Genomic DNA, 16,240 nt, shown 5'->3' with positions numbered 1-16,240 from the left:
AGCCGCTGCGGCCCAGGTCATGCAGGCGCTGGGCGGTCAGGCAGATATTGACCCAGCCGCCCACCACCGAGCAGCCGGCACCAATCAGGGATGGTACCACGCCGCCCATCCCGCTGGCGATGGCACTGATCACGCCGACGCCGACATTGACGAACAGGAAGTTGACGAGGAACGACAGCCGCCCGCGCCGGCCGATCGTCGAGAACCAGTCCGGCCGTTCCGCCGGAACGACATCCTCGGGCACCATGCTCATGATCGCAGCCTACGTACCGCCCGGTCAGGCTGCCGGGGGCTGGGGATACCAGTCCAGCTTCAGCAACTGGTCGAATTCATAAGGGCAGATCTCCGGCACGCGGTCCGCGGCCTCCGCCTCGCCATGGTCGAGCAGTGCCTGACGGGCCTCGTCCCGCCCGGCTGCCCAGTGCCGCGGCAGGCTGCGCCGCAGCTTGCGCGCAAGCGTCGGGGTCATCCGGCGGCCGATCTCGCGGCGCGCCTGCCGCACGCTGGCCTTCCAGCCTGCCCGCGGCTCCCTGGTCGGGCTGTGCTGGAGCTTCAGGAGGTGCTCGATGATCCGCTCGAGCTGGCTTTCCATGCCATGGAGGACCTCACTGCCCATGTCGGCGACTTCGATCGCGAGATGCTTCAGGTCGAGCGGGCCATTCCAGCGCGCGCGAGCCAGCCGGCGCAGCTCCCTCGCCTGGACCCTCGTCCAGGCATAGAAGTCGGTCTCGTAGAGCTGCTCGATTTCGCTAGGCATCGATCCTCCGTCGCCGCCCGAGGATAGGGACGGGCGTGGGCGGCTCCAAGCGCCTTGAGGCCGGGGCGGGGAAGGCGGCCCGCGGCCCTAGGCCGCGTGATCGGCGACCGGCTCGGCCGCGCGCAGCTGCTCCCCCCAGTCGCGCATGCTGAGCAGCACGGGCTCCAGGGAGCGGCCGAGCTCGGTGAGCTCATATTCGACCTTGGGCGGGACTTCCGGATACACGGTGCGGCTGACGATGCCGTCCGCCTCCAGCTCGCGCAGCTGCAGCGTGATCATCCGGGCGGTGGCCGAGGGGGTCAGCCGGCACAGCGCGTTGAAGCGCAGCTTGCCCTGCAGGAGGTGGAACAGGAGCACGGGCTTCCAGACCCCGCCGATCACGGACAGGGTCGCCTCGACCGCGCAGCCGGTCCGGCCGGCCCTGCGCCGCTGCGTCCGGCGGCCATTGCTATCATTCATGATACTACATGTTCCGTTTGTGCGTACTGCTGCCAGGAACCTCGTCAGGTTAGCTAAGGTGCTGGCGCGGGTTCGCGCAAGTGATGGATCAATTGCGGAGGGCCGGGAGGCAGCCATGGACAAGACAGAGCTGCTGGGACTGGTGGCGGGGATCCTGACGACTCTGGCCTACCTGCCGCAGGTCGCGAAGACCTGGCGGACCGGCAGCGCCGACGACCTCAGCCTGCCGACCCTGCTGATGCTGGTGGCCGGGATCGCGCTGTGGACGATCTACGGCGTGGTCCAGGATGCGCCATCGGTCTGGATCGCGAACGGCATCACCATGGTGCTGGCCGGCTCCATCCTGGGCTTGAAGCTGCGCCGGCCCCGGCCGGGCCTGGACTGAATCCGGCCGGCCGGTCCGCCGGAGCTGGAGGAACATGCCGTGACCACCGAGGATCTTCGCGCCATCTACCGGGACTATATCGCCTGCCTGAACAGCCAGGACTGGCCGAACCTTGGCCGCTTCGTGGATGACGCGGTGATCCATAACGACCGGCCCTTCGGCCTAGCGGGGTACCGGGCGATGCTGGAGGAGAACTTCGCCGACATTCCGGACCTGTATTTCGATGTCCGGATGCTGCTCTGTGACCCGCCCCATGTCGTGAGCCGGATCTGGTTCGACTGCACGCCGAAGGGGAGCTTTCTCGGCCTTGCCGTGAACGGCAGGAAGGTCACCTTCGCCGAGAACGTGATCTACCAGTTTCACGACGGGAAGATCGTCCAGGTCTGGTCGATCGTCGACAAGGCAGCCATCGAGGCGCAGCTCCAGGGCCATTAGCTTTCGTTGGTATGGGGACAGCGGCTTTCGGCCGCTCGTATTCAATCCGGCCGCCTGCCCGGTTCCTGCAACCGCCGCTGGTCCCCGTGTCCTGCTAGGGCCTGGCCGCCGTGACCAGCACGAAGATCAGCAAGAAGAACAGAGTGGTCGCCAGCGCGCCGATTATGCCGCCCTGCATCCGGTGAATCTTACGTTCAGTCTATTCCCGGAACGCCTCGGTCTCGGCCTTCTTCTCCAACTACTCGTCCTGGCGGATCTCAGCCAGGCGTGTGGCTTGCTGAAAGGTGAACACGTCGTCCTTCTGCGGGGCGTTTCGATTTGAGAGCGTCGAACGGCATCCCATCTGCTCCCTGATATCGTCGGGCCAGCAGTCCGGCCCGCTACCATCCAGCCTGCAATCAATGGCAGATGAATAGATAGGGAGGACCGCGCCTGGAAGATCGCCGGCAGCAGGCCGTCAGTCCTCGTAGGAGTGGCCGGCGCGCAGGCCGTCGCGAATCCGGCGGGACAGTTCGGTGAACTCGGGCGTCTCGCGGATGTCCAGGCTGCGGTCCGCCGGAAAGGCGCTGTCGATCACGTCCAGGATCCGGCCGGGCCTGGGCGACATCACCACGATCCGGGTCGACAGGAAGGCGGCCTCGGCGATCGAGTGGGTGACGAACACCACGGTCTTACCGGTGGTGCGCCACAGATGGAGGAGCTGGGCGTTCAGGTGGTCGCGGGTGATCTCGTCGAGTGCGCCGAACGGCTCATCCATGAGCAGGAGGTCCGGCTCAAAGGACAAAGCGCGGGCGATCGAGACGCGCTGCTGCATGCCGCCGGAGAGCTGCCAGGGGTATTTCTGCTCGAAGCCTTCGAGGTTCACGAGCTGCAGGTTGCGGCGCGCGCGCTCGCGGCGCTCGGCGTCGGCGATGCCCATGATTTCCAGGGGCAGGGTGACGTTGCGCTCGACCGTGCGCCAGGGGTAGAGGGCCGGGGCCTGGAACACGTAGCCATAGCCGCGCTGGCGGCGGTTCTCCTCGGGCGTGCGGCCGTTCACCGTGATGGTGCCGCCGGTGGGCTGCTCCAGGTCGGCGATCACGCGCAGGAGCGTGGTCTTGCCGCAGCCTGAGGGGCCGATCAGGGACACGAAAGCGCCCTTCTCGATCGTGAGTGAGACGTTGGACAGGGCATGGACGGGGCCGTCGCGGGTCTGGAACACCAGCTCCAGGCTGCGTGTCTCGACCACCGGGCCGGTCGTGACGGCCGCTCGCGTCATCGTGGAAGTCTGCACCCTGGCCTGGTCCTGCCGGTTCGCCGCACGCACCGAGCCTAGGGGCAGACGCCCGCCAGGACCAGAGCCGGGCGGGCATCGCAGGAGCGGTTCAGCCGGCCAGCCGGTCGACCTGGGCGCGCCTGGCCAGGCGGCGCTGCTCGACCGCACGGGCCAGCTTCTCCAGCACCTCGACCGAGGTCGTCCAGTCGATGCAGCCATCGGTGATGCTCTGGCCGCGCACGAGCGGCACGCCGGGCTTCAGGTCCTGGCGGCCGCCTACCAGATGGCTCTCGATCATGACACCCATGATCCGTTCCTCGCCCGCCGCGAGCTGCCGGGCGACGTCGTCCATGACCAGGGGCTGGTTCTCGGGCTTCTTGGAGCTGTTGGCGTGGCTGGCGTCGATCATCAGCCAGGGCTGGACCTTGCAGCGCAGGGCTTCGTCGGCCGCCGCCGCGACGCTCGCGGCATCGTAGTTGGGCTGCTTGCCGCCGCGCAGGATGATGTGGCAGTCGGCATTGCCGCTGGTATGGGCAATGGCGGAGCGGCCGGACTTGGTGACCGCCAGGAAGTGGTGGGGGTGCGAGGCCGACATCACCGCCTCGGCGGCAATGCGGACATTGCCGTCCGTGCCGTTTTTGAAGCCGACCGGGCAGGAGAGGCCCGATGCCAGCTCGCGATGGGCCTGGCTCTCGGTGGTGCGCGCCCCGATCGCCGCCCAGGTCACCAGATCGGCGATGTACTGGGGCGTGGTCATGTCCAGGAACTCGCAGGCAGCCGGCACGCCCAGATCGGCCACGTCACGCAAGACGCCGCGGGCCAGGCGCAGGCCTTTGTCGATCCGGAAGCTGCCGTCTAGGTCTGGATCGTTTATCAGGCCCTTCCAGCCGACCGTGGTGCGCGGCTTCTCGAAATAGACCCGCATCACGACCTCGAGCTGGCCCCCAAAACGCCGGCGCTGCTCGGCGAGCAGGGCGGCATATTCCAGGGCCACCTCGGGATCGTGGATCGAGCAGGGGCCGATCACCACGGCGAGACGGTCGTCCCGGCCGTGCAGGATGTCCTGGAACGCCTTGCGGCCCGCCAGCACGGTGCGGGTGGCGGCGTCGCTGCGGGGGATCTCCTGGATCACTTCCGCAGGTGTGCTGAGCTCGGTGATCTCGCGGATGCGCAGATCGTCAGTTGCGGTCGACATGGGCAGGAACTCCAAGGGGTTCGGGCCATACCGGCGGCAACAAAAAAGCCGCCAGTGGGGCTGGCGGCTGTTCCGGGATATTTCGCTTCAGTTCATCCGATCGCGCACCCCGATACCTCCGCCCTTGGCCTGCGGTAGCCAAAAAACCAGAAGTAGGTGGTGCCGGCAGCGATCATGGGCAGGTCTTATAGGCGTGGCGGATCGGCTTGTCACCTCCCGCAATCAGACGGGGCCGACCTGTGGGCGTGATTCCTCCGACATGCCACGAGCGTCCATGCTGAAGTCGGCAAGTCGTTCATGGGGCAGGATCTGCCATGACTTTCCACTGGCTTCCAGAAACTTCCACGAGGGCGGCAGGACTCCCTGATGCCGGCCGTGCCATCCATCGTCGGTGGCTCGGGTGGAGCCCGCTGGCTTCGAGGGGCAGCGCATGGGCGGGGGAAGCATGACGACCAATCAAGGTGCTCCGGGCATCGGCCGCATCCGCCGCTCGCTCCTGGGCGTGCTGGCGCTGGGGCTGCTCCTTGGCAGCGGGGCGCTGCCTGCCGCCGCTTCCAGCCGCGAGGCGCTGCGGGCGGAGATGACGAAGGCGCTGCAGGAATATCTTTCGGAGCGCCGGAAAGTCGAGATGATCAGCGGGGTCTCCGCCTTCGTCAGCCTGAAGGATGGCGAGACCGGGATCAGCGCGGTTGCCGGCACCACCAGGTTCTTCGATAGCGGCGAGCGGGTCACGCGGCGGACCCTCTATGAGATCGGCAGCAACACCAAGCAGATGACCGCTGCTGTGCTGCTGCAGCTCGAGGCCAAGGGGCTGCTCGACATAGAGCAGACGGTCGGAGACTGGCTGCCGCAATACAAGGCCTGGGCGCATGTCAGCATTCGCCGCCTCCTCAACATGACCAGCGGCATCCCGACCTACACTGAAGCGCCGAGGTTCATGGACATCCAGGCGAGCCGCCCGAACCAGCACTTCACGCCGGAACAGCTCATCGCCTTCGCCTACCCGACCCGGACGAACCGCCTGCCGACGAGCACCGGCTGGTTCTATTCCAACACCAACTACATCCTGGCCGGCATGATCGCAGAGAAGGCCTCCGGCAGGAGCATGAAGCAGCTCTACCAGAGCGGCATCTTCGACCCGCTCTACATGAAGGACAGCTATTATGAGCCGCGGGTCCTGCCCGAGAGCGTGATCGCCCGCATGTCGAGCGGCTATTTCAACAATCCGACCTGCGGCGAATACGATCCGGACTGCAGCGTGCCGCCTCTGGCCCCGCTGGTGGGCAAGGACATGCGCCGCGCCGACGTCAGCTGGACGGGTGCGGCCGGCGGGGTCGTGTCCACGCCGCGCGACCTGCAGCGCTGGGTGCGCGGCCTGTTCGGCGGGCGCGTCCTACCGCCCAAACAGCTCAAGGAGATGCTGGAGCTGGTTTCCACGGCGACGGGCGAGCCCATTCGCGAGACCACGGCGGAGGATCCACGCGGCTTCGGCCTGGGCATGGCCGCAGTCCATGTGCCGGGCCCGGGACAGCTGTGGTTCTACGAGGGAATGACGCTGGGCTACCGCGCGGTCTATTTCTACTTTCCCAAGGACGATCTGGTGGTCACGGCGATCGCCAACAGCCAGGCACCGGACGGCCAGGACGAGCTCCCGCCCTTGGCGCTCAGGCTGTACGAGATCGTCAAGGACCGGCCGGCACCGGATGACGGTCCCGAGGCGCCCGAGGATTTCGACTGAGGCATTAGCCGGCCGGCCCTGGCTGGAACCGACTTGGATGCGGGCGGCCGACTGTTCCGCAGCTTTCACCGATGCGGATCGAGGCCGTGGGCGGCTGTCGTGCCGGCGCCCCGCGGTTCCTCTGCCTGGTGCATGCTGGTCAGGATGCGGGCGGCCGTTGCGCTGGGCACGGCGGCACAGGTGACCGCAGTGATCCCATAGAACGTGGAATGGCCGGCGTTCAGGCGCGCGCGCATCGTGCCGAGGCCGGACAGGCGACGTGGCCAGTCCTGGCTGCGCGATACTGCCATCGGCAGCGATTTCGTGCGATAGACTATTTCTCCACCCGATGCCGGCATCGGGTGGCGGTGTGGCAGCATTTTCGCCCCCGGCAGAATGGTCAGGTCGTATCATGTCGCTGGAGCAGTCGGTCGTCCGCAATCACCTGCTCGCCATGTTGCCGGCTGAGGAATTCCGGGCCCTGGCACCGTACCTGGTGCCCGTCGACCTGCCGGCGCGGCAGATCCTCCAGCATCCGAGCGAGCCGATCCGGGCCCTCTACTTCATCGAGGACGGCTGGATCTCGCTGCTGATGGCCCTGAAGGACGGCAGCACGGTCGATATCGCGATGGTCGGCCGGGAGGGAATGATCGGCACGCCGATCCTGCTGGGATCGGATCGTTCCATCGTGGAGGCCATGGTGCAGCGAGCCGGCGCCGGCATCCGCCTCGATGGCCAGCATCTGCAGGACGCGCTGCGCGCCTGCCCGTCGCTGCGGCAGCTGCTGATGCACTTCTCGCTGGCGCTCATGACCCAGGCGGGCCAGATGGTCGCCTGCAACCGTCGCCATCCGATCGAACAGCGGCTGGTGTGCTGGCTGCTGATGGCGCACGACCGCAGCGATGGCGACGACCTGCCGATGACCCACGAAGCGCTAGCGGCGACGCTGGGGGTGCGCCGCGCCAGCATCAGCCTGGCCGCGGGCAAGCTGCAGAAGGCGGGGCTGATCCGCTACGCCAGCGGCCGGATCACCATCCGCGACCGGGCCGGCCTGGAGGCGGCGGCCTGCGAGTGCTATGGCGTGGTACGCAATGAATACCGGCGTCTGCTCGGCAAATAGCCGGACAAGGTGAACCCTGCCTTCCAGAAGTTCGTACGCTACCGGGCTGCTGTCTCCGGATTGCCCGGCTAGTTTCCTCCCATTGCTGGAGGAGGGTCGGGATGGCGACACAACATTGGAAGCGGCGACTTGCTGTAGAACCGGAAGGGGGTGAGGTCGCATCTGGCGGGGTGGGCGAGCAGCCGTGCGCCGATCCTGCGCCATCGATGGGCGATCCGGCCACGTTCCTGGCATGGCCCGAGGATCGGCCGGACGCCGTCGCCAGCGGCCATGGCGGAGCAGGCGGTGCGGTCGCGGATCCGGCGGAGGTGCCGGGCGGCCAGCCGATCGGCATTCCGGTGCCGCTCGCGCACCGGAATGCCGATCTGTTGCGTGACGTCGCCGAGACCCTGCGCAGAGGCGGCCCCAGGGCCGGGCGCCTGCGCGCGTTCCTGCGCAGCCTGGAACTGTCGCCGCTCCATGAGGCGGCTGCGGGACTGCACGCCCCCATTGCGAGCCGCCGGCGTCACTGAGCGGGTCTGGCCGGCACCATGGCCAGGGCTGCGCAGCACAGCGCCTGCGCCTGTTCGACCCGTCTCCACTTCAGTTGCGACATCACGGTCTTGCCGTCCGAGTGGATCGGCGCTTCCGTGCCGAGATGCCGCTCGTCCCTGTCGAGCTTCACCACGCGCGGCCGAGTCTGGTTCAGTTCGGGAACAGCGACCCGAGCATCGAATATGATGATGCCCATGGGCTTCTCCTCCATGGGGTGAAAGCGTGCCGAGGCGGCGACCGGCTCCTCCACAAAGGGAACGAGCTGTCAGGCCTCGATGAGCTGGTCGCGCAGCCTTTCGGTCAGCGCTCGTCCTCCTCGGCCGGCGCGCAGCGTTCCGGACGCCTGCTGCATGTCGTTGTCGATCGGCAGCATCTGGCCGGAGATCGGCCTGGCGCTGTCGGAAGCCAGGAACACCGCAAGGGCGGCGACGTCGCGCGGGTCGACCAGCCGCTTGATCGACTGCGCCGCGAGCGCATCCTGTTCGACCTCCGCCAAGGGCTTGCCGCTGGCCTCTGCCCGACCCTCGAACACCCGCTGGATGCGCGGCCCGCCCACGGCACCCGGCAGGATGGCGTTCACCCGGATCCCATGGCCGCCGAGCTCGATGGACAGCGTCTTGGTGAAGCCGATGATGCCCCACTTGGTAGCGCAACAGGGCGTCCGGTTCCGGTAGCCGAACCGGTCGGCCACCGACGACATATTGATGATCACGCCCGCCGGAGACTTCTTCAGGTGCGGGATGGCGAGCCTGGTGGCGTCGAAGGTCCCGTCCGGGTTGACCTGGACGACCTTGTCCCACTCGACCGGGTCCATCTCGTCGGTGCGGTCGGGCCGGGGATGCCGGCATTGTTCACCAGCACGTCGAGCCCGCCCAGCGCATCGGCCGCCATCGGCACCATGCGCTTGATGCCGGCACGGCTGGACATGTCGCGGAGCGTGGCCAGGCCCCTCTCGTCGATGTCGCAGACGAACAGCCTGGCACCGTTCGCCGCAAATGCCCGGACAATTTCCGGCCGATACCGGAGGCACCGGCCGCGACCAGGACGCGTTGGCTCATGGGCGGCTCCTCTTCCGGCAGCCTTACCCATGTACCCGGGAGCCGTCAGGTCGCCTGCGCCATGGTCAGCACCGCGCGCAGCATCACCTCGCAGCCGGCCGCTAGGTCCTCGGGCTTGGCGGATTCCTCCTCGTTGTGCGAGAGGCCGTCCTTGCAGGGGATGAAGATCATCGAGGTCGGGACCTTGCGTGCGGTATAGGCGCTGTCGTGGCCGGGGCCGCTGACGATGCGGCGATGGCGGTAGCCGGCCTCCTGCGCGGCGTTCTCGACCGCGGCGATGCAGTCCGGGTGGAACTCGACCGGCGGTGAATCCCAGAGACGCTCGACCTGGAACGGCAGCCCATCCCGGGCGCAGGCGGCCTCGACCGCGGCCCGCAGGTCCCGCTCCATCGCGTCCACGGTCGTCGTCTCGGGATGGCGCAAATCGACCGTGAACCAGACCTCGCCCGGGATCACGTTGCGCGACGGCTTGGCGATCTTGATCTCGCCGACCGTCGCGACCGCGGCCGGCGGATATTTGCGGGCGATCTCGTCGAGCGCGATGATCACCTTGGATGCCGCCACCAGCGCATCCTGGCGGCGCGGCATCGGGGTTGAGCCGGCATGGCTCTCCTTGCCGGTGATGGTCACGTCCAGCCAGCGGATGCCCTGGACGCCGGTGACCACGCCGATCTGCTTGTCCTCGGCCTCCAGGATCGGGCCCTGCTCGATATGCAGCTCGAAATGGCACTTCCAGTCGGCCGCCTTGCAAGGCTTGTCGCCCTTGAAGCCGATCCGGGCCAGCTCCTCGCCGAACGTCTTGCCGTCGCGATCCTTCAGCCCATAGGCCCAGTCGCGGTCGAGCACGCCCGCCCACACGCCCGAGGACAGCATGGCCGGCGAGAAGCGCGAGCCTTCCTCGTTGGTCCAGTTCACCACCATCACCGGGTGGTCGGTCTCGTAGCCGGCATCGTGCAGGGTGCGCAGCACCTCCAGGCCGCACAGCACGCCGGCCACCCCGTCGAACTTGCCGCCGGTGGGCTGGGTGTCGAGATGGCTGCCGATCACCACGGGCGGCAGGTCGTCCCGCTTGCCCGGGCGACGGGCGAACATGTTGCCCATTTCGTCGACCTCGACGGTGCAGCCGATCGCCTCGACCCAGGAGCGGAACAGCTCGCGGCCCTGCCTGTCCAGGTCGGTCAGGGTCTGACGGTTGCACCCGCCCTTGGGCGTAGCGCCGATCTTCGCCATCTCCATGAGCGAATCCCAGAAGCGCTGGCCGTCGATGTGGAGATTGCTGGGCTTCTGGCTCATCGGCTCCCTCGCTCCGGGCAACAGGCGGATCGGGCGAAGGGCTATGCCTTCGGGCCGGCCTTGTCCAGACGGCGCCCCATGCGGGCTGTCGCGGTGCTGCCGCCGAACTGTCATGCGCCTGCCCCGCCGACGGATCAAAACCCCGCCCAGCAATGGATTTTCTTCAGCGTCGTGCGGGGGATCGGGGATGAAGGCCTGGAAGCGGCAATGGATGATGGGTGCTGCCTGCGCGCTGGTGCTGGCGGCAACGCCGGCATCCGCCGCCTATTTCGAGCGGGTGGCGACCTTCCCGGTGTTCGAGAACCTGCCGGACGGCGTCGATCCCGCGACGGAGACGGCGGCCGAGATCATCGCTGCGACGCCGGACGGCATGACGCTGGTCTACAGCGACAGCCCGAACGGGCAGGTGGGCTTCATCGACATCACCGACCCCACGGCGCCCAGGCCCCTGGGTGCCGTGACCATGGACGGCGAGCCGACCTCGGTCACCACGGTGGGTAAGGTGGCGCTGGTCGGCGTGAACACGTCCGAGAGCTACACCGCACCGTCCGGCCACGTCGCGGTGGTCGACCTCGCGACCCGCGAAGTGCTGGTGCGCTGCGACGTGGGCGGCCAGCCGGATTCGGTGGCGGCCAGCAGGGACGGGAAGTTCCTGGCGGTGGCGATCGAGAACGAGCGCGACGAGGAGGTGAATGACGGGGCGATCCCGCAGCTGCCGGCCGGCTACCTGGCGATCCTGGACTTGGATGCGGATGGCAGGCCCAGCAATTGCGACAGCGCCCGCAAGGTCGAGCTGACGGGGCTTGCGGCAGTGGCGCCCGACGACCCGGAGCCGGAATTCGTCGACGTGAACGAGGCGGGCCTTGCTGCCGTGACGTTGCAGGAGAACAACCACATCGGCCTGGTCGACCTCGCCAGCGGCGAGGTCACCGGGCATTTTCCGGCCGGCAGCGTCGACCTCGACCGGATCCCGACGGCGAAGGAGGCGCTGATCGAGCCTTCCGGCAGCCTGAAGGCGGTGCCGCGCGAGCCGGATGCGATCGGCTGGCTGTCGGGCGGCCGGCTGGTGACGGCCAACGAGGGCGACTGGCAGGGCGGCTCGCGCGGCTTCACCGTGTTCGATGGGGCCGGCAAGGTTCTCTACGACAGCGGCAACCTGCTGGAGCATGTCGCGATCCGGCACGGCATGTATCCGGCCAAGCGCGCCAAGGCGAAGGGCAACGAGCCGGAAGGCATCGAGATCGGCACGTTCGGCGGCGAGGAACTGATCTTCGTCGGCTCCGAGCGGGCCAACATGGTGACCGTGTTCGCCGACAAGGGCGAAGGAGCGGCACCGGAGCTCCGGCAGGTGCTGCCGACTGGCGTGGGCCCGGAGGGGCTGCTGGCGGTCCCCGAGCGCAACCTATTCGTGGTCGCGGCGGAGACGGATTCGGCCGAGGACGCGGTCCGCTCGAATGTGATGATCTACCAGTACGGTGCCGAGGCCCCCTCGTTTCCCAGCATCGTCTCGGCGGACCAGGACGGGGCGCCGATCGGGTTTGGCGCGCTGTCGGGGTTGGCGGCAGCCGGGGATGGCCGGCTGTTCGCCGTCTCGGACAGTTTCTATGCCAGCGCCAAGATCTTTGAGATCGACCCGTCGCAGCAGCCGGCCGTGATCACGGGCGCCATTACGGTGACCAAGGACGGGCAGCCGGTGCACTACGACCTGGAAGGAATCGCGGTGAAGCCGGATGGCGGCTTCTGGCTGGTGTCCGAGGGCAACATGGAGCGGGAGGAGAACCCGACCGAGAACCTGCTGCTCGACGTCACGGTGGATGGCGCGGTGCAGCAGGAGATCGCACTGCCGGAGGAAGTGGCCCGCCAGGCGATCCGGTTCGGCTTTGAGGGCGTCACCGTGACCGGCGAGGGCCAGGACCAGCGCGTGGTGGTGGCGATCCAGCGGCCCTGGAAGGACGATGCGGCGAACGAGGCCAAGCTCGGCTTCTATGCCCCGGCGAGCGGGGAATGGATCTTTGCCCGCTATCCGCTGGACGCGCCAGCTGGCAAAGGCTGGATCGGCCTGTCCGAGGTGACGGCACTGGCCGATGGCCGCCTGGCCCTGATCGAGCGGGACAATCAGGGCGGGCCGACGGCGGCGGTGAAGAAGGTGACCGTCGTCGACCTGCACGGGGTGACGCCGGCCCCGATCGGCCAGCCTCTGCCGCTGCTGGCCAAGAGCACGGCGTTCGACGTGCTGCCGGAACTGCAGCGGACCAATGGCTGGACGATCGAGAAGATCGAGGGCCTGGCCCAGCTCCCGGACGGGAGGCTGGTCTTGGTCTCGGACAATGACGGGGTGGCCGATGCCTTAAGCGAGGCCCGCCTGTTCGACCTCGGCCCGCTGCCGGCGACTGAGTGACAGCTCGATCGGCCCGTCCTGCACGGCGGGACGGGCCGGAGCGTGCCGGAGCGTGGACGCCCAGGCGACCACCATCAGCGCACCCACCACGGTGATGTGCTCCATCACCACATAGAACTCGAGCGTGCGGAACGGCTCCTCCATCGTCCAGAAATGATGGGCGATCGGGATGGTCAGCAGGGTGAACACGCCCAGCATGCCGGCACCCAGCCAGGTCCAGCGGTTCAGGATGATCAGTGCCGAGCCCACCAGCTGCACGGTGAGCACGGCGGTGTTGTAGGCCACGGCCGGCTCCAGGCCGAAATGGCTCATCTCCGCCACGCCGGCGGGAAAATCGAGCAGCTTGGCCAGGCCGCTCATCCAGAACATCGAGGTGAGAACGGCCCTGGCCAGGTAGCCGAACCACTGGTTGCCCAAAATGACTTCGATCGCACGCGGCATCATTGCCTCCGACAAGATCTCCCAGGCGACTTTCGTTCAGTCGCACGGTGTCGGCTCGATACCATGGCATTGGCAGAGCGCGGTGATCTGCGACACACCCACAGGTGGCAGGAGGCAGCGGAGGAATCGGTGATCAGGTGCTACGCGCCGGCTGGAGGGAACCCCCTTCCAGCCCATCCTTGATGTACAGTTCCTCGATCAACACGCTGATCGCCGCGGTCAGCGGCATGGCCAGCGCCAGGCCCCACAGGCCGAACACCAGGCCCAGGATGATCTGGGCGAAGAAGATCAGCACGGGCGGCAGGGCGATCGCGCGCTGCTGGACCAGCGGGGTGACCAGGTAGCTCTCCACGGTCTGGACCGCGATATACAGCGCGAAGGCCGCCAGCAGCGTACCGGTGCCCTGGCCCAGCGCCACCAGCAGGATCGGCACGAAGCCCAGCACCGGCCCAATATTGGGCACGAAGGTCATGAGCGCCGCGAACAGGGCCAGGGTCAGCGCCATCGGGATGTCCAGGAACCACAGGCCAAGCCAGGTGAGCGAGCCCACCAGGGCCATGTCGATCATCGCCCCGACCAACCAGCCTTCAAGACGGTGGCCGATCAGCTCCAGGATCTCCCGGGCCCGGCCGCGCCCGCGGATCGGGATCAACCGGACGATCCCGCGCCGGTACACGTCCGGGTCGGCCGCCAGATAGAGGCCGGTCACCAGCACCACGAACAGGCTGCCGACCGCGCCGATCGCCCCGGTGATGGCGCCAAAGCCGGAGCCCAGGACGGTCTGGAGCGTGCCTGCATCCGGGGTCAGCTCCGAACCCATATCCTTCGACACCTCGCCGAGCGGGCCGGCCAGATCCATTCCCCGGCTGATGCGATCGGTCAGGCTGTTCCAGGCCTGCGGCACAGCCTGGACGAGGTTGGCCACCTGCTCCGTGACCGACGGTGCCGCCAGCAGCACCGCCGCAGCGCCCAGGACGAGCAGGCAGAGCGCGGTCACCGCCAGTCCCAGCGAATCCGGCAGGCCAGTCAGCCGGACGACTCCTCTGGTCATGGCACGCAGCAGCACGGCGAACAGCACCCCGGCGAACAGCAGGAGCAGGGCGTCATAGGTGAGTATGATTAGGCCGATTGCCAGGCAGAGGCCGATCAGGGTCCACAAGGCCAACGCCACGGGATGGTCGGCAGGGCCGGACAGGCCCGCATTGTCCTTCCGCCCGGGCCGCTCCAGACCCATCGCCATGCCGCGCTCCTCACCGCCGATTTACGCCAGATGAACTGCGCAATTCCCCGCTCGTTCCGAGGCCGTCCGATCCGGCGGGCACCGGCGCAACCTGCCCTTGACGGGTCGGGCAACCTGCCCAAAGGTCGCTGCTGACAGGGAGGGCCAATGATCCGACTATTCGGCAGGCCGAATCGCGGCGGGTGGCACTGATGGCCGACGCCGTCCCATTGCTGCGTCTGGACGGCATCGTGAAGTCGTTCCCCGGCGTGCGGGCGCTGCGGGGGGTCAGCTTCGATGTCCGGCCGGGCGAGGTCCATGCCCTGCTGGGCGAGAACGGGGCCGGCAAGTCCACCCTGATCAAGGTGATGTCCGGCGTGCATCGGCCGGACGAGGGCAGGATGGAGGTCGACGGCCGGTCGGTGGACTTCGGCAGCCCGCAGGAGGCCCAGGCCGCCGGGATCGCCGCGATCTACCAGGAGCTCCTGCTGTTTCCGGAACTCTCAGTCGCCGAGAACGTGTTCATGGGCCATGCGCCCAGGCTGTCCTGGGGCGGGATCGACTGGGAGCAGACCCGGGCGCGCACCGCCGAGATCCTCCAGTCGCTGGACATCCACGACCTGGACCCCGATGCGCCGGTGGGGGCGCTCTCGGTCGGCAACCGCCAGCGCGTCGAGATCGCCAAGGCGCTGTCGATGAATGCGCGCGTGCTGATCATGGACGAGCCGACCGCAGCACTCACCGAGGCGGACGTGGCGCGGCTGTTCGGCATCGTGCGCCGCCTGCGCGAGCGTGGGGTGGGCATCATCTATATCAGCCACCGGCTGGTGGAGATCTTCGACCTGGCCGACCGGGTCACCGTGCTGCGCGACGGCGAGTATGTCGGGACGCATGCGGTGAAGGACGTGACTGAGCCGCAGCTCATCTCGATGATGGTCGGCCGGACCATCGACCAGCTCTACCCGCACCGCACTGCCAACCCCGGCAAGGTCGTGCTGGAGGCGAGGAACGTCGCCTATCCCGGCACGGTGGAGGAGGCGAGCCTGACCTTGCGCGCCGGCGAGATCGTGGGGCTGGCGGGGCTGGTGGGCTCCGGGCGCAGCGAGCTGGCGCAGATCCTGTTCGGGGTGACGCCCGCCAGTGCCGGGCAGATCCTGGTGGACGGCCAGCCGGTCACCATCAAGAGCCCCTCCGATGCCAAGCGGCTGGGCATCGCCTATGTGCCCGAGGACCGCGGCACGCAGGGCCTGATCCGGCCGATGCGGATCCGGCACAATGTCTCGCTGGCGGTGCTGAAGGAACTCGCGCGGTTCTTCTTCATCGACCGGGGCAGGGAGCAGGAGCTCGCGCGGCGCGACATCGAGCGCTTCAAGATCCGGGCGAGCAGCATGGACCAGGTGGTCGGCAAGCTGTCCGGCGGCAACCAGCAGAAGGTGGTGCTGGCCAAGTGGCTCGCGACCAGGCCGCGCATCCTGATCCTGGATGAGCCGACCCGCGGCATCGACGTCGGCGCCAAGGCCGAGATCCACAAGATCATGAGCGAGCTGGCGGCACAGGGCATGGCCGTGCTGATGATCTCGAGCGAGCTGCCGGAAGTGCTGGGCATGAGCGACCGGGTGCTGGTCATGCGCGAAGGGCGCATCGTCGCCGGCTTCGACCGCGTGGAAGCGACCCAGGAGCGGATCGCGGCCGCGATGATGCGCTCCGCCCAGCAGGAAAGGGCCGCCTGACATGGCCGCCACCATGGCGCTCCCCGCCCGCTCGTCCGCCGGCAGCAGGCTGCGCCGTTTCGTGTTCAGCCAGGAAGGCATCCTGCTGATCGCGATCATCGTGCTGTTCGTGGCGGTCGGCGCCTACAACCAGCGCTTCCTGTCGGCGAACAACCTGTCCACGATCTTCCTGGGCAATGCCTATATCGCGGTGGCCGCGATCGGCATGTCGATGGTGATCGTGTCGGGCAATATCGACGTGTCG

At 67.9% G+C, this 16,240-nt stretch carries 17 protein-coding genes and 2 pseudogenes; 8 read left to right on the top strand and 11 right to left on the bottom strand.

The window, feature by feature from the left end; all coding sequences use genetic code 11:
* The 3 genes from EQG76_RS19980 to EQG76_RS19970 form a co-directional block, all read right to left on the bottom strand.
* Positions 1-253: DUF805 domain-containing protein (locus EQG76_RS19980; RefSeq protein WP_159716105.1), on the bottom strand; the 253-nt coding region annotated here is incomplete at its 3' end.
* 24 nt (positions 254-277) lie between these two features.
* Positions 278-757 (bottom strand): DUF29 domain-containing protein, encoded by a 480-nt coding sequence (locus EQG76_RS19975; RefSeq protein WP_159716104.1) that lies wholly within the window; start codon positions 755-757, stop codon positions 278-280.
* Between the two features lie 87 nt (positions 758-844).
* Positions 845-1,216 carry a winged helix-turn-helix transcriptional regulator gene (locus tag EQG76_RS19970; RefSeq protein ID WP_159716103.1) on the bottom strand — a complete coding sequence of 124 codons (372 nt, stop codon included), beginning with the start codon at positions 1,214-1,216 and terminating at the stop codon, positions 845-847.
* A 115-nt stretch (positions 1,217-1,331) separates the two neighbouring features.
* On the opposite strand from EQG76_RS19970, the gene EQG76_RS19965 reads away from it, so the two are divergent.
* Positions 1,332-1,601 carry a SemiSWEET family sugar transporter gene (locus EQG76_RS19965; RefSeq protein ID WP_159716102.1) on the top strand — a complete coding sequence of 90 codons (270 nt, stop codon included), beginning with the start codon at positions 1,332-1,334 and terminating at the stop codon, positions 1,599-1,601.
* A 39-nt stretch (positions 1,602-1,640) separates the two neighbouring features.
* The gene (locus EQG76_RS19960; protein ID WP_159716101.1) at positions 1,641-2,036 is read left to right on the top strand and encodes an ester cyclase; all 396 of its coding nucleotides are present in this window, start codon (positions 1,641-1,643) and stop codon (positions 2,034-2,036) included.
* Between the two features lie 457 nt (positions 2,037-2,493).
* Here the strand turns inward: EQG76_RS19960 and EQG76_RS19955 are convergent, their stop codons facing one another.
* On the bottom strand, positions 2,494-3,294 hold the full coding sequence (locus EQG76_RS19955; RefSeq protein WP_159716100.1) for an ABC transporter ATP-binding protein: 801 nt from the start codon (positions 3,292-3,294) through the stop codon (positions 2,494-2,496).
* Between the two features lie 106 nt (positions 3,295-3,400).
* Positions 3,401-4,486: a 3-deoxy-7-phosphoheptulonate synthase gene (locus tag EQG76_RS19950; protein WP_159716099.1), complete on the bottom strand. Its 1,086-nt coding sequence runs from the start codon at positions 4,484-4,486 to the stop codon at positions 3,401-3,403.
* 445 nt (positions 4,487-4,931) lie between these two features.
* Between EQG76_RS19950 and EQG76_RS19945 the strand changes: the two genes are divergently transcribed.
* Entirely contained in the window at positions 4,932-6,224 is a 1,293-nt protein-coding gene (locus EQG76_RS19945; RefSeq protein ID WP_159716098.1) for a serine hydrolase domain-containing protein, read from the top strand.
* A 65-nt stretch (positions 6,225-6,289) separates the two neighbouring features.
* On the opposite strand, the gene EQG76_RS19940 is transcribed toward EQG76_RS19945, so the two are convergent.
* Positions 6,290-6,514, bottom strand: coding sequence for a hypothetical protein (locus tag EQG76_RS19940; protein ID WP_159716097.1), 225 nt, complete (start codon positions 6,512-6,514; stop codon positions 6,290-6,292).
* A gap of 101 nt (positions 6,515-6,615) precedes the next feature.
* On the opposite strand from EQG76_RS19940, the gene EQG76_RS19935 reads away from it, so the two are divergent.
* The gene (locus EQG76_RS19935; protein WP_235031464.1) at positions 6,616-7,323 is read left to right on the top strand and encodes a Crp/Fnr family transcriptional regulator; all 708 of its coding nucleotides are present in this window, start codon (positions 6,616-6,618) and stop codon (positions 7,321-7,323) included.
* A 101-nt stretch (positions 7,324-7,424) separates the two neighbouring features.
* Positions 7,425-7,835 carry a hypothetical protein gene (locus EQG76_RS19930; protein ID WP_159716096.1) on the top strand — a complete coding sequence of 137 codons (411 nt, stop codon included), beginning with the start codon at positions 7,425-7,427 and terminating at the stop codon, positions 7,833-7,835.
* On the opposite strand, the gene EQG76_RS19925 is transcribed toward EQG76_RS19930, so the two are convergent.
* The 3 genes and pseudogenes from EQG76_RS19925 to EQG76_RS19915 all read right to left on the bottom strand — a co-directional run bounded on the left by EQG76_RS19925 (position 7,829) and on the right by EQG76_RS19915 (position 10,208).
* Positions 7,829-8,053 carry a hypothetical protein gene (locus EQG76_RS19925; protein WP_159716095.1) on the bottom strand — a complete coding sequence of 75 codons (225 nt, stop codon included), beginning with the start codon at positions 8,051-8,053 and terminating at the stop codon, positions 7,829-7,831. The genes EQG76_RS19930 and EQG76_RS19925 overlap by 7 nt on opposite strands.
* Positions 8,054-8,194: 141 nt before the next feature.
* Positions 8,195-8,915: pseudogene (locus EQG76_RS19920) on the bottom strand (SDR family oxidoreductase); the annotation flags it as partial.
* Between the two features lie 45 nt (positions 8,916-8,960).
* Positions 8,961-10,208, bottom strand: a complete 1,248-nt coding sequence (locus EQG76_RS19915; RefSeq protein WP_159716094.1) for a Zn-dependent hydrolase — start codon at positions 10,206-10,208, stop codon at positions 8,961-8,963.
* Positions 10,209-10,395: 187 nt separating this feature from the next.
* Here EQG76_RS19915 and EQG76_RS19910 point away from each other — a divergent pair, with 187 nt between their 5' ends.
* On the top strand, positions 10,396-12,606 hold the full coding sequence (locus tag EQG76_RS19910) for an esterase-like activity of phytase family protein (protein WP_159716093.1): 2,211 nt from the start codon (positions 10,396-10,398) through the stop codon (positions 12,604-12,606).
* Here the strand turns inward: EQG76_RS19910 and EQG76_RS19905 are convergent.
* Together EQG76_RS19905 and EQG76_RS19900 are read right to left on the bottom strand one after the other, a co-directional pair.
* Entirely contained in the window at positions 12,556-13,047 is a 492-nt protein-coding gene (locus EQG76_RS19905) for a DoxX family protein (protein ID WP_159716092.1), read from the bottom strand. The genes EQG76_RS19910 and EQG76_RS19905 overlap by 51 nt on opposite strands.
* Before the next feature lie 133 nt (positions 13,048-13,180).
* The gene (locus tag EQG76_RS19900; protein WP_159716091.1) at positions 13,181-14,287 is read right to left on the bottom strand and encodes an AI-2E family transporter; all 1,107 of its coding nucleotides are present in this window, start codon (positions 14,285-14,287) and stop codon (positions 13,181-13,183) included.
* A gap of 191 nt (positions 14,288-14,478) precedes the next feature.
* Here EQG76_RS19900 and EQG76_RS19895 point away from each other — a divergent pair, with 191 nt between their 5' ends.
* Together EQG76_RS19895 and EQG76_RS19890 are read left to right on the top strand one after the other, a co-directional pair.
* Positions 14,479-15,996: a sugar ABC transporter ATP-binding protein gene (locus EQG76_RS19895; RefSeq protein WP_159716090.1), complete on the top strand. Its 1,518-nt coding sequence runs from the start codon at positions 14,479-14,481 to the stop codon at positions 15,994-15,996.
* A 1-nt stretch (position 15,997) separates the two neighbouring features.
* Positions 15,998-16,240: pseudogene (locus EQG76_RS19890) on the top strand (ABC transporter permease); the annotation flags it as partial.

This window comes from Geminicoccus flavidas (genome assembly GCF_009806515.1).
GTDB classification, from domain to species: domain Bacteria; phylum Pseudomonadota; class Alphaproteobacteria; order Geminicoccales; family Geminicoccaceae; genus Geminicoccus; species Geminicoccus flavidus.
Note: the sequence above shows the minus strand (reverse complement) of the source record. Positions and strands in the feature narration are given on the sequence as shown.